The sequence below is a fragment of the Crocosphaera sp. Alani8 genome, assembly GCF_038442745.1.
GTDB lineage: Bacteria > Cyanobacteriota > Cyanobacteriia > Cyanobacteriales > Microcystaceae > Crocosphaera.
The window spans coordinates 1-13,998 of sequence record NZ_JARVCN010000042.1 but is presented as its reverse complement, the minus strand read 5'-3'; the positions used below and the strand labels follow the sequence as shown (position 1 = coordinate 13,998).

Sequence of the window (13,998 nt, the reverse complement as noted above, 5' to 3'; positions counted from 1 at the left end):
TAGTTATCATCACACTAGACATGGGGGATCTTAAACCATCATCCATTAAAGCCGTTATTGAAGGCATCAAACGCTTAGGGAAAGCCATTAAAAATGAAGGAGGACGGCCATTAGTCGCCGTCTGGGATCGGGAACTGGGCAAAGGCATCGATGATGTAGCAGCCAATTATGGCCACAAGAAAGTACAGGAAATCTTAGATAACGCCATTCCCTTCGATGAATGGTTAGGATCTCAGGTTGAAACCGACTATTTAACTTATTTACCCTCTGTTAAGATTAATGAACGTTACTTCAACGTTGAGATTCCCGATAATAGGTTAGTGTGCATGAAAGGAGTTCAAAGCACAGGGAAAACAGAACGGTTAGCCCGGAGTTGTCGTAAACTCCTCAAAAAAGGCCATCCTCTCTTTGTCCTCTCCCACCTAGAAAATTTAGCTAGGGCATTAGGAGAACGGTTAGGGGTTCCCTATCGGACCGAAAGAACTGACGACGGTAGGGTTTTAGGATACGCTTTAGTGACCGATTCCCTAAGACCCAAACGGAAAGGCTTTAACGCAGATCATTGGAACCCGGAACGCTGGCGAGACATGAAAGCCCCTGTGGTGATCATCGATGAGTGTGAACAGGTGATCTGGCATACCCTAGACGGGAAAACGGATATTAGTGATTATCGTGTTCAAGTTCTTAAGGAACTGAAAAAATTATTGAACATTGCCCATCAAATAATCTTGGCTGATGCTGACCTCTCCGATGAGGGCATTGAGTTTATTCAAGGGTTATTAGATGAAAAGGTCGAGCCTTATATTATGGTCAATGACTATCAACATGAAGGGTGGGATTATTTTACTTTCTCTTCGACCTTAGAATGGCATTCAAGACTAATGAAAAAAGCTAAGTCAGGGAAAAGGTTATTAATCTTAACGGCGGCTCAAAAGGTAACGTCTAAGAACGGAACGATAGCTATTGAAAATAGATTACTATACTCATTTTCCCAGGACGAAATCTTAAGATATGATAGTGAAACTCTAACGGAAAAAGGACACCCTGCTTGTGAAGGAAAGTCCGACTTAAATACCTTATTTAAAAAATATAAGTTTGTGGTAGCTTCTCCTTCCATTGTCAGTGGGATAAGTTTAGATTTTCAAGGACATTTTGATGAAGTTTGGTGCTTATCGACAGGAGCGATTACTCCGACCAATATTGTCCAATTCCTATGGAGATTACGGGATAACGTCCCGAGATTTCTTTATGTTGATAAAATTAGTAATATTGGGTTAGTGGGTAATGGGTCAACCAATGCCACCAATTTAATGCGGGGTGAATATAAGAAGTGTGAGCTAACCATAAACTCCTTAAAGGAATTTGATTATCTTTGTGTAGATGATGTAGATACTCCGATTGACTCGATTTGTATGAGAACCTGGGCGAAAATGGGGGCGAGAATAAATCGACATAATAAAAACTATCGAGAGACGGTTTATGCTTTATTAGATGCCCAAAACCATCGACGTTATTCTTGGTCAGATTGTTTGGATTCTGAAGAGAGAAAAGCCGAAAGAAAAGCCTTAACGGATAATAGAGAGCAGGGGATTAATAACGATTGTGAGCAACAGGTTCAAGCTAAAGAGATTGATGCTGATGAAGCTAAACGGATTGAAGAGACTATCATTAAAACCAAAGAAGAAAAAGCACAACTAAAACGATACAAACTCAAGCAAAAGTATGGGGAAGTAACTAAAGAGATCGCCAAAGCGGATCTTGTAGGGTTACATCCTAAATTGAAGCTTCATTATCATCTAACGATGGGGCGTGAGTTTGTCGAGGCTAAAGACACGGCTAAAGTGAAAACCCTATTAGAGAATAATGAGGGGGCGGCCTTTGTCCCAGATCTGAATCGGGTGACAAAAATTAATAAAGTGAAGGGATTAGAAGCGTTAGATGTTCTTGGATTAGTGGACTTCAATCGGGAATTTATGGCCACGGATGAGGATCTAATTAAACGGGCTAACTTGGCCATTCACAATACAGAAGAAATTAAAACCGTCTTGGGGATCTCTATTTGTCAGCCGACGGCGAACCCGAAAACGGGAGAGATGACTGTCCCTTCTATTAAAGTGACACGACAACTCCTTAATTTAATTGGCTATGATCTCAAACGCACTGAACGGCGAACGATTAATGGGCAACGACAATTTATATATAAGGTCGTGGATCTGCTGCCTCCTCAAAACCGTGAGGCGATATTTAATTACTGGCTGACCAAAGATAAGGAATATTATCGGATGTCTGATGAAAACATAGAAGTGGATCGACAGACCGTATACAGTAAGTCGATCTCTCGTGCCAATGGGGAGGGAGTAAAGTCTGTGGTGCCACCCCCGAATAATGGGAATGGGGAACCGGTGGCACGACAGACCGTATACAGTAAGTCGACCGCTTGTGCCAATGAGGATGGGTCAAATCAGAAACCCTCTCCACAGTCCCCAACAGAAGACGGTTTGAGAGAAGTGGCACGACAGACCGTATACGATAAGTCGACCGCTTGTGCCGATCCGACAACACCGTTAAGAGTGGGGATGGAGATCATCAGTCAAGCCACCATGAAGATAGGGAGGATCGTCTCAGTATCCGAGAAGCTGTCGGAGGTGTTGGTGGAGTTTGTGGATCAAGTTAGCCGTTATCAGTTATCAAGTTTTTGGGATGAGGTGGAGTTAATTTTTTAAAAAAGAGATCAAAAAAAAAACAAATTCTCTTTTCCCATCTGCCCAGGGGGGTACTAGGGGGTCTCCCCCTAGACAGTTACTCCGTACTGACTTGAACTACGGAGTAGTTCAATGTCAGTACATGGAGTGCGCTGGCTTAGCTTTCGCTAAGATGCCCTACTAACACCCTAGATGGGAGCCAAATCGGTCAAATCCGACAGCTAGGGGGGTAAAAAAAGCTTGTTATTGGACGTTACTAGACGTTGCTGGACGTTACTAAACGTCGTTGATAGTCATGATTTGTTATCAATTTAGGGTCAGATTCGGGTCATTTACCGAGTCGGGGTGACTTTTTTGATAACAATTAGTAACGTTGAGTAGGAGTCAGTGACGTTTAATGACGAGTAGTGACGTTTAGTGACATTAAAGAAATCTAAAGAAAATCAGGGTTTTTCGTCATTGAATGAACCAGTGAAAAAATAAGGCTACCCAGGTTGATAAAAAGTAGCTACTGGTTATGGTCACTGTTGGTCATCTAAAAGGACAAACCCGTTTTAGATTTGCTTAATATTTTATCATTGAAGGTGTCCGTCACCATGAAGAGGAGAGAGACGGGACACATAAGCGCGCCCTGTTATGAGACATGAAGGGAAAAACCACTATAAGGATCTACCATCAATAATGGGGTATGGGTTGGGATCTACTCGGTGCATGAGAAACAACTCTTCGAGTCTGAAGATATGGGAGACTTGGTGGACTTTGGGACAAGGGAGAATGTTAATAGAAAATCTCCTTTGTCTTCCGTGTCTTCTCAGTTTCCCTTGTCTTCTTTAACTAGAAGTATTGTCCACTCAACTGAAAAACACTGTGGGGTGAGAAATTTACTATTCAAAGTGTGCTTTTTATGGTTTTCCTTTCATCTAGCTAGGGAACGTTCTAAACGTTCTGAAATGATCAAAGCTTTGATCTTTAACTGATTGACATGAGACTCTTCTACGAGGGTGTCAGTGGGATCATGATTGAAGGCTTATCCAGCGATCGCCATCAGGCTTGAACAGATCAAAGATGATCTGATTGCGTCCCCTTGGCTTACTTTCTTGAAGTCTCCACTTGCTGAGTGTCTGAGGGGTAGTTTTGATGTTGTATTTCTGCTTTAAAATGCCCTGTATTTCTTTATCAGTGAGTCGTTGAGTTTCCTCACTTTCAGAAATGGTCTCTGTGTTTTCCTTATCAATGGGATTAAGATTATTCTGTTCTGATGGGGCTGATGGGGAATCGGATGAGCGCAAGGAATCGCTTTGTTGAACTTCTACACCATAATCAGTTAAGTTTCTGACAATAACTGGATCATCCTCTAAATCAAGCTGATTCTGATTTGCCTCTAGTTGTGACAGCCGATTATCTAATTCTTTAAGTACAGGGCTGTCTTGGGTTAGTACATGACTAGATAAAAGACTAGGGAACAGATTAGTCACTGACTCCTGGATCAGTTCTTTTAACTTATCTTCTGATGGTGCGTTATTAGGTAATTGACTAGGTAAAATACTATTGAGGGAATCCTTGACTATATCCTCTACCATTCTCCTGTCTAGTCCATTAGAGGCTAAAGGACTAGGTACAGTATCAGAGCTAAAGAAGAGTTTTAAAGCCTCAACGATACCAGTTCCCCAAGATGGTGATAACTCACCCTGTTTATTGTTTCGGGTGATCTCATGCTTGAAACAATAAGCCTTTAATTGTTCTGCTATCTCAGGGGGAAGATAACAGGTAACAGTTTTATAGCCTTTTGGGACTGCCATACAAATTAGTCTTGTACTAAAGTAACTGACTTAATATTATACTATAATATTTGACTAAGTAATTGACTATTTAGAAAAGTATTTGACTAATAAAGACAACAAAAGTAACTGACTTATTCATATTAAGTAATGTACTAAGGTAATTGACAAGTTAGTGGATGGCTAAAAACAGCTAAGCAGCCGTGTCATAGTAAGGAGAGGGCAAAGTCGGATAAACTCGGAAGATATGGCGAAACACTTCCTCTGTTTTTTCGCTGACTTCATCTTCGCTATAACTATCAATGGGTAATCCAGTTTCATCGCTATAAAGAAAGTCGTAAATAGTCCCTCTAACCCCATCTCTAGTAGATTCTTTGTCTCTCCAATTATCTATTTTAAGTTTTTCTTGTTTTAAGATTTCTAATAACTGAGTAGCAATATTTTTGATTTTTTTGATGGTTTGTGGAGATAAATTTTCTTTATTTTTTCTCAGTAAATCAAAAATAGCGAGAGATTCCTCGTCTAAACCTTCCCGAACACCACGACTCGACTCTTCATCTAGATTCTGTACGAAAATTAATAGGGCTTCAAAGGTTTGTTCAATAACTAACCGATCTTTCTCATGGTTATAATTAGCAATCATTTCTTCATAATGGCGTTGAAAATTAGTCCGTTGAGGATTTCGTGCTAACATTTGTCTTAAGCGTATTTCAATGGCGTTTTTCAGCGTTTGAACCGTAGTATTCTTAGCCTGACTTTTACTAAATTCTTGTTTGAGTCGGTCAAAATCAATTTGACTAATATCATACAGTTCCCTTTCTTCTGTGTCCTCACGGCTAACTTCAATGGCTTGACTAACTACTAATTGTAATTCTCGTAAAATTTCTGTAATGTCTGTCTTCGCTAGATCCTCTTGTAAACATTTGTAGATAAATTTAATCGCATTATGGGCTTGACGGTACTGGTTGACCTCTGGAACATTGAGACAAGCTTGATATTTTTTAAACACTTCTCGACACAAAATGTCAAACCGTTTACGGGTTTCGTCATTCTGGTTGGCTGCTTCTTTTGCGGACATAATCGCTTTATTCAGGGCAAAACTAGGGTTTTTATAGTCTAAAATGTCATCTAGTGAAGCATTACTTTCTTGTAAAAACTCTTTAACCTCCTTGATGGCTTCGGCTAACTCAGCAAGTAAGTTAATATTCGGTTGGGTGGGGTCTACGGTTAAATCTTTGTTTTCTCGGCCCGCGTCTCCTGTTCCGGCAAAGGTAGCTAGGGCTTGTCTCAAGTTTTTCAAAATGCCACAATAATCGACGATTAAGCCGTTATTTTTTCCTTCATGGACTCGGTTGGCACAGGCGATCCCCTGCATTAAGGTATGGGCTTTTAGGGGTTTATCCAAATACAGGGTCGACAAGGAAGGGACATCAAACCCCGTTAACCACATGGCACAAACAATGGCAATGCGAAAAGGATGCTCTGGATCTTTAAAGGCTTTTTCAACACTAATCCGTTTCCCGTCGTCTAATTCAAAGCCATTTTTAATTAAAGTGCGATGGGGGGTAATGTCTAGCTCCCATTGAGCAAATTTAGCGACCTCTCCCTGTTCTTCGCTAATAATGACAGCAGTAAGGGTTTCTTCCATCCACTTAATTTGCCGTTGCTGATAAATGGCTTCTTGTTCATCTGAAAGGGTTTTTAGCTGTTTTTTTAGTTGTTTGATTCTTTCTTGCCAGTAATGGACAATTAACTCATACATTCGCCCACAGGTAACTTTATCAATACAGATAAACATCCCTTTGCCTGTTTCCCAACTGGTGCTGTAGTGGGTTACAAAGTCTTGGGCTATCTCTCTTAAGCGTTTCTCGTCGGTAATAATCTGATATTCTCGGCGTAATTCTTTCTCTAGGCGTTGTTCAATATCTTGGTCTTCTAGGGATAATTCTTCTATTTTGGCAGCTATTTGTTCATTTAAGTCATTTGTGGCAATATTTAACTTATCTCCTCTGGCATCGTAATATAATGGCACGGTGGCGTTATCTTCTACTGCTCTTTGGAAGTCATAGGTTGAGACATATTCCCCAAAGTAGCGTCGGGTAATTTCGTCATCGTTAAATAACGGTGTGCCTGTAAATCCGATAAAACTGGCGTTAGGCACAGCATCTCGTAAGTTTCTCGCTAATATACCGTACTGGGTGCGGTGGGCTTCATCACTAATAACAATAATATCGGAACGGTTAGTATAAGGTTGATTTGGATCTATCTCTTGGTTGAATTTTTGAATTAAGGTGAAAATATAGGCTTTTTGCTCCCCTAACAGGTTTTTTAAATGTTCTCCACTCCCTGCACGACAAGGCTCTTTATCATTATTCACTAACCCACATCCGGCATAGGTATCATAAATTTGTTTGTCTAAGTCGTCTCTATCCGTACAGATTAAAAAGGTAAAGTTTCCTCCCAGTTTTCGACGTATCTTCCTGGTAAAAAAAACCATTGAATAGCTTTTCCCTGCTCCTTGCGTATGCCAAAAGACTCCTAATTTTCCCTGATTATCTTGGCGATTATTAACGGATTCAAGGGCTAAATTAACCCCTAAATACTGATGGTTCTGCGCGATAATTTTGTTAGTTTTTCCACTCGAATCATCAAATAAGATATAGTTCTCAAATAAGTCCATAAAGTTGTTTTTATCACAAACTCCTTTGAGCAAGGTTTCCATATCCACCACCCCTGGCTCTATTTCGGCTAACCGTTTCCATTGATGAAAGTATTGGTATGGACTCGAAAAACTGCCTATTCTAGCATCAATTCCATTTCCTAAAACTACAAAGGCATTATAGTAAAATAGATGGGGAATGGTATCAAGGTAATCTAAAAAGTTCTCTTCGTAAGCTGCTTGAGTGTCTCGGTGCAGGTTCTTAACTTCCATGAATAACAAGGGAATGCCATTGACAAACCCCACTAAATCCGCACGACGACGATAAATATTACCTTTTATCCATAATTCTCTAACAATTAAAAAGTCATTATCTTCTGGATTATTAAAGTCAAATACTTTTAATTTCTTCTTGGTTAATTCTCCTTTATTATTACGATAAGTGACGGGTACGCCATCAAGAAATAGATTATATTTTTCTTGGTTAGTGACTAAAAGACTTTGAATAATAGTAGTTTCTTTAATCTGACGAATGGCTGAATTATAGGCTTCTTCTGGTAGGTTTTTATTAAAGTCTCTTAATTTCTGTTTGAGGTAACGGGTTAAGATAATTTCTGTGGGATCTTTTCTTCCTAATAAACTATTCTCTCCATAGTCTTCTCTATCATAAGCATAGACACTTTTCCACTTTAGTTGCTCTTTTAAGTAATTGGCGGTAGTTTGTTGTACTAGAGTGTCTTCGGTGTATTTCATTTATGGCGTTTGATGAGAATTAGTCTATGATTTATTATTCCCATTTTATCCTCAAAAATTTCTTTTAATAAGGTAAATTTGTTTTAGTTTGTATCAATTTTTATGGCAAGAAAAAAGTTACTTTGATTTCTATTATTTTTAAACCCGATAAAATCTGTTAATTAATCTTAGTTTTTATCTGAGTTGATTTAAAGGTTCTCTTCTTTTAAAAGGGTGATAAATCCTGCTTGTTGAAAGTGTTTATCATGGGCTAGGGCTTCGGTTAAGTATAAGTTTTCCATGATTTGAAAGGATGTACAATCGGTTAAACTCCATCCTTTATCAAGTCTTTTTAAATAGAGGTCTAAGGCTTGACTAAATTGTTTATTATTCTGGACTATGATAATAATATTCGGGTGATTTTGCATTCTTTTAACGGTTAAACCTGCTTCTTTCCTAATCTCAGGCGCAAATTTAGAAAAGAAGTTTAAGAACTCCGTTAAGACCATTTCGCTAGTGATAATCTTCTTTTTTTGATTGTTTAATTGTTGATAAATTTTGATTGCTTGTTGATGCCATCGATCTCTTTTATTTAACAAGGCAATCCAAAATCCTGTATCAGCAAAAACGGCTTTCATTGGTTATATAAATAATCGTCTAATTTCTCGGAAGCGTCTTCTGGTACAGTGTCCCAAAGTTCGTCAGGAATTTTATCAGCGTTTTCGGTGACAATTTGCCAAAAAGGAGGGACGGTTTCATCAAAGGGTTGAGCTTCTTCTGAGGTGGTTAGGGTTTCTTGATTATGTTTACTGATAGTTTCTTTGATAAAGTTTTCTAGTTCTCCTAATGTTAAACTGGCAACGGAACGGTTAGGTTCAAATGGCGTGTTTATCATTGTTTTTAATATATTTTTGGTTACTTTAATTATACGTTAATTTCTCCATTCATTAATCGGGGTAGTAATATGTCTCTTGCTTGTTTGAGTTTTTGATTCATTTGATGAAGTGTTTTAATTTGATTATCTATAGGATGAATTTGCTCTAAAAATAATTTGATTATTGAATCTTTAGGGGTTATAAATTCAACATTTTCTAAACCTGCTCTTGTAACAGAAGCAAAAATAGCACCAGTTCCTATCATATCTTCTTTAAAAAAATGATTTTTAAGTTGATAATACAAAAATCCTTGATGATGATTTTTAGAACGAATTGCAGCTAAACCTCGACCTATAATAATTTTTTCTAAACTTATATTCATTCTTCCAACTGGCGCACGAACACTAAATAAAATATCTCCTTCTTCAGCAATTCTTGATTCTTTTGTAGAATAAAATTTATTTTCTGGAAATCTACCACCAAAATTAGCAACTCCCTGATGAAAAGGTAAACCTATTTTATCTTCATTATAAAACTCAGATTTAGGACTTTGACCCATTGTTAAAAATGCTAATTCTTTTAAGATTTTCTTCTCCCAACCATCAGGAATACCATCAATAATAGGGGTGTGTTCATGGGCAGGAAAACGGAGATAAACAAACCATTCTTTGTAAAGTAAACGGGCTGATTTTTCTAATAATTCGATGCGTCGGCGGTTATTTTCGATTAAATCATCATATTTTGATAGGATGTTTGCTATTTTTTCTTGGGTTGGTAGTGGAAAATCGGGAATAAGAAGTCGTTCTACATCAGAAGGACTAATATTAGCCTGATTAGCACTACCTTGAGCCATCAATGCTATTTGTTCTCTAATACTACTCTGTAAAAGATAATAATATAAGAATAATAAATTATATCCACTATTTTCTTTAATAATAAGTTTTCCTGCCCTCTGATTTAGTAATGATACTTGTTCATGGTGATATCTTGCAACTCTACCAACAACAGAATTAGGCTGTGATAAATGAGAGCCAGTTAATGAAATTAAAATATCATTTTTAACAATTTGAAATTTTGGATCTAAACTTTCTAAAAAGAAACTAGGGATATATTGACAATCATCAACAACAACTTGTTCATTTTTAATATTAGCAATTTTTATGACAGGAATCCCATTATCAGTAAAATCTTTGGACTTAAAAGCATAGCCTGAAATAATTTTACCTACTTGTTTAAGAGTTATTTTGTTACTTTTCATCTATCTAATACCTCCAAATAGAACAATAAAAGAATAAGTAATAAATCATATTTATTAAATTAGTAATTTTCTTATTAAATTATTCAAACTCCTGATTAATGATGATTTCAACTTCAGACTTAAGGGGGATAATTTTTGTTTGTATGATGTCCCAAATCGTTTCATCTTCTAAACTAAAATAAGCATGGGCTAAAATATCTCTTAAACCAGCAATTTTACGCCATTCAACCCTGGGATACTTAACTCTCATCTCTTGAGGTACTTGTTTAACCGCTTCCCCAATAATTTGTAAATTCCTTAAGGTAGCATCAACCCTTAATTCATCCCCCATAAAACTCTCATAATCAAGTCCTTCACTATATCGTAAAATCTTATCACAACTGATTAATATATCATCAAAATAAAGCCTTAAACTACGAGACATAAATGGCCTCCTTTTCCACTGAATCAAGGAGTTGAGATTTTAACATTTTGCGACTGACTAAATCAACCGATAACCCTAAACTATCCTCTAAAAAAAACTTTAACTCCATATAATTGTCAAAGGTAACTACTCCTTCAAACTCCACCAATAAATCTAGATCACTACTACTTTTTGCCTCATCTCTGGCAAAAGATCCAAACAAAGCTAATGAGGTTACCCCATAACTTTTAATCACAGTTAAATTTTGTTTCAAAAACTTGATTAAATACTCTTTGTTCATTCTTTTAAATACTCCTTTAAATTCCCAATTATTCAAAATTTCTAGTAATCTCAGCAGCCAAATTAACCGCCTCTTGATTGAGGTCTTTTAACTCAAGATGAATCTCCCTTAATACCTCCTCAAAATCAAAATCCTCGTCCTCCTCTTCAGGAGCAACCCCCACATATCGACCAGGGGTTAAACTCCAATCATTGGCTACTAATTCCTCCTGACTAACTAACTTAACTAACCCCTCCACATCCCTTAATTTTCCCTCTGGAAACCTCTCTAGTAACCACCCTGCTTGTCGATAATAATACCTCACTAACTTAAGCTGTTTAACCGTCTTTTGCCGAGAACTATCCGCTTCCTTTCTTAACCCGTTTAACTCCTTATTTGACCACCATAAATCACTATCTTTTGCCCCTAAATCCTTCTCTCCATGCTCTATTACTCTCCCTAATAATTTATACAATAAATCCACCTGCTTAACTAAATCTCTACTCCCTTCACTTAACCCTATTAATTCCTTAACTTCCTCATTTAAACCGTCTATTCTATCCCTTCCCTCAGCAAAGTTAGGAGATTGTTTATAAGTTTCTATATCTTCTTTAACTAAATAATAAGTCTCCCGAAACTCTACCCACACCTCGTCCTTTTCATCTATTAACTGATAAAACCTTTCTAATGCCGAATCTAACTTACTAATACAACCGATATACTCCCCCAACAACGGCAAACATTTCTTATATTCTTCCTCTACCTTTCCTAAATAACTCGATACCAACTCAATAAACCGCTCCCCCTCCCCTCGATATAACCAAACAATAGACAAAATATTTTGTAACTGTTCTGGACTAAAATCATAAATCTTTCTCGTTACTTTACGGTAAATATTTCGGGCATCAATCATTAAGACTTTATCTTTCATTTCCTCTAATTTACCTTTATTTAAAAACCACAACTCACAAGGAACCGTCCTGGTATAAAAGAAATTAGAACGGATAGCAATCATCATTTCTACTGCCCCCGTTTCCATTAACTTTTGCCTCACCTTCGCCTCATCTCTTCCAGCACTAGAAGCCTGAGAAGACATGACAAACCCTGCCCTCCCTCGCTCATTCAAATAACTATAAAAATAACTAATCCAAAGATAATTACCGTTAGAAACCCTCTCCGCTTTTTCTTTTTTGGTTTTACTTTTCTTCCTGGTAGTAACCCCAGGTAATCCAAAGGGTAAACGGGGATCTCCTTCTACTTTCTGTGCGTCCACTTCATCCGTATTAAATGGGGGATTAGCCATCACATAATTAGCCTTGCCCACTAACTCAAACGGGTCTTCATAATAAGTAATGGCTTTTTGAATATTTCCCTCCAATCCATGCACCGCTAAGTTCATTTTTGCTAACCGTATTGTCGTCGCATTCTTCTCTAACCCCCGAAAGGTTAACATCTGCGGATTCTTATTTTGTTTCTCCACAAAATGCGCGCTCTGGACAAACATTCCCCCAGACCCACAAGCAGGGTCAAACACAATCCCCTCACTGGGTTCTAAGATATTGGCAATCAAAGAAACCAATGAAATCGGCGTAAAAAATTCCCCATTATCGTGTGCTTTTAAATCCGCAAATTGAGTTAAAAAATATTCGTAAATTCTCCCGAATATATCCCCGTCCGCTTCTTTTAATTCATCAGGATTGAGGGTTCTTAATAACTGCCCCAACACCTCATTATCTAACTCTTGATACTCACTTTTCGGTAACACCCCCCTCAAGCTTTCATAGTCCTCCTCGATGGACTCCATAGCGTTAATTAACGCCTCGGGCCTGTCTTCGGAGTCCGGTAGGGACACTAAATAATCAAACTGCCCTGCTTCCTTCAAAAAAATCGCCGTCTTCTGGGAAAAATCTTCCTTGGTTAACGGGCGTGTTTTTCCTCCCCGTTTCGGTAACTTGGCCTCCACCTCCTTTTTCACCTTGAGAAAACGACTATAAGCATGGCGCAAAAAAATTAACCCCATCACTGGGATGAAATACTCATTGCTGGCATAGTTAGAATTTGTCCGTAGGGTGTCAGCAGCTTCCCACAAATTTCGTTCGATGGCTTCAAGGTGTCCTAATTTTGTCATGAAATGATGATTTTTGGAGTCTAAAACTACTTATATTAAAAATACTTATCAATTAACGAAAGAATGGGGGTTGTAGCGAAGGGAAAAGATAACATTTCCTTAACTCGGTCAAAGTACCCAATTTTTGAGTAACGAAATATCAACATCCTGGGGTCAAGTCCACAATATCTATGTATCGTGTATATAAGAAATTTAAAACTCACACACCCCCATGAAAGTTAAGGGCCATGGCCAAGCTAAAGTCTTAAACACCGCCGAACTACAACGGCTCTTTACTGAAGGTTTTACTAACCCCCGTGATCGCGCTCTCTTTGGCATTTGTTTATTCACTGGTTGCCGAATCTCCGAGGCTCTAGCCCTCGAAGTCACTGACATTAAAGGCGGTACGCTCACCTTCCGTAAGTCTACCACTAAAGGTAAGCTTAAAACCCGTCAAGTAACCATTACAGACTCTCTCAAGCCCTTCCTTGATGATTACCACCCCAAACGTCAAATAGGCGATGCTGGCTTTCTCTTCCCAGGTAAACAAGCCTGGAGGCATCTCTCTCGCTACGCAGCCGATAAGCTCCTTAGAGCCGGTTGCTCTCGCATTGGAGTCGAAGGTGTCAGCACCCACAGCTTCCGACGCACCGCCTTAACCCAAATGCACAACGCTGGCATCCCTTTAAAACACATTCAGGAAATTTCAGGCCACCACGACCTCGGTACTCTCCAAGCTTACCTAGAAGTCTCTACCGAACAAAAACAATTTGCTGTCTCTGTCATCGGTTGGTGATCTTCATCCTCTTCTTGTTCAGATCCCTAGAAACTATTACAATCTCTTTTACGTACTAATTACTGACAAAAAAAAAGGGGGGTTGCCTTTAATGAAGTTTTCAATTACTAATTTGAATCCGGTGTAAATCCACAATATCTTGTAAACCCACGAGATCAAAAACCAATTAACTTCACCAAAAGGGGAAAACCCTTGCCTAAAATCAATTACATTTTGAAGTTTACCGTTTTTTTTGTGTATTTAGATCATTCAACTAGGTAATGAAACTCGGATAACCCCCTTGTCTAGCAGCACAAGAGGACTAGGTGAATGGATGCCACAAAAATTAAACGGGAATTTATCAACTGTTCAGGGATCGCCACTAACGTTTTCAATTTAGCGGTCAAAATCAGCCCTGACATCGAAATT

The 13,998-nt window shown here is 38.3% G+C and carries 10 protein-coding genes; 2 read left to right on the top strand and 8 right to left on the bottom strand.

Annotated features, from left to right (window positions below; translation table 11 throughout):
* The coding region (locus P9B04_RS03460; RefSeq protein WP_342053602.1) for a plasmid replication protein, CyRepA1 family at positions 1–2,723 on the top strand (2,723 nt) is incomplete at its 5' end.
* Between the two features lie 992 nt (positions 2,724–3,715).
* On the opposite strand, the gene P9B04_RS03455 is transcribed toward P9B04_RS03460, so the two are convergent.
* The 8 genes from P9B04_RS03455 to P9B04_RS03420 all read right to left on the bottom strand — a co-directional run bounded on the left by P9B04_RS03455 (position 3,716) and on the right by P9B04_RS03420 (position 12,815).
* Positions 3,716–4,501, bottom strand: a complete 786-nt coding sequence (locus tag P9B04_RS03455; RefSeq protein WP_342053601.1) for a hypothetical protein — start codon at positions 4,499–4,501, stop codon at positions 3,716–3,718.
* 172 nt (positions 4,502–4,673) lie between these two features.
* Complete coding sequence (locus P9B04_RS03450) at positions 4,674–7,892, bottom strand: type I restriction endonuclease subunit R (RefSeq protein WP_342053600.1); 3,219 nt, start codon at positions 7,890–7,892, stop codon at positions 4,674–4,676.
* 188 nt (positions 7,893–8,080) lie between these two features.
* Positions 8,081–8,509: a type II toxin-antitoxin system VapC family toxin gene (locus P9B04_RS03445; RefSeq protein ID WP_342053599.1), complete on the bottom strand. Its 429-nt coding sequence runs from the start codon at positions 8,507–8,509 to the stop codon at positions 8,081–8,083.
* A complete protein-coding gene (locus P9B04_RS03440) occupies positions 8,506–8,766 on the bottom strand; it encodes a hypothetical protein (RefSeq protein ID WP_342053598.1) in 261 nt (86 codons plus the stop codon). Before P9B04_RS03440 ends, P9B04_RS03445 begins: the two co-directional genes overlap by 4 nt.
* Before the next feature lie 29 nt (positions 8,767–8,795).
* Positions 8,796–10,004, bottom strand: a complete 1,209-nt coding sequence (locus tag P9B04_RS03435) for a restriction endonuclease subunit S (protein ID WP_342053597.1) — start codon at positions 10,002–10,004, stop codon at positions 8,796–8,798.
* 79 nt (positions 10,005–10,083) lie between these two features.
* Positions 10,084–10,428: a HepT-like ribonuclease domain-containing protein gene (locus tag P9B04_RS03430; RefSeq protein ID WP_342053596.1), complete on the bottom strand. Its 345-nt coding sequence runs from the start codon at positions 10,426–10,428 to the stop codon at positions 10,084–10,086.
* On the bottom strand, positions 10,418–10,708 hold the full coding sequence (locus tag P9B04_RS03425; RefSeq protein ID WP_287140481.1) for a nucleotidyltransferase family protein: 291 nt from the start codon (positions 10,706–10,708) through the stop codon (positions 10,418–10,420). The genes P9B04_RS03430 and P9B04_RS03425 overlap by 11 nt, the downstream gene beginning before the upstream one ends.
* Before the next feature lie 28 nt (positions 10,709–10,736).
* The gene (locus P9B04_RS03420; RefSeq protein ID WP_342053595.1) at positions 10,737–12,815 is read right to left on the bottom strand and encodes a class I SAM-dependent DNA methyltransferase; all 2,079 of its coding nucleotides are present in this window, start codon (positions 12,813–12,815) and stop codon (positions 10,737–10,739) included.
* A 211-nt stretch (positions 12,816–13,026) separates the two neighbouring features.
* Here P9B04_RS03420 and P9B04_RS03415 point away from each other — a divergent pair, with 211 nt between their 5' ends.
* The gene (locus P9B04_RS03415) at positions 13,027–13,590 is read left to right on the top strand and encodes a tyrosine-type recombinase/integrase (protein ID WP_342053594.1); all 564 of its coding nucleotides are present in this window, start codon (positions 13,027–13,029) and stop codon (positions 13,588–13,590) included.
* Positions 13,591–13,998: the final 408 nt, after the last annotated feature.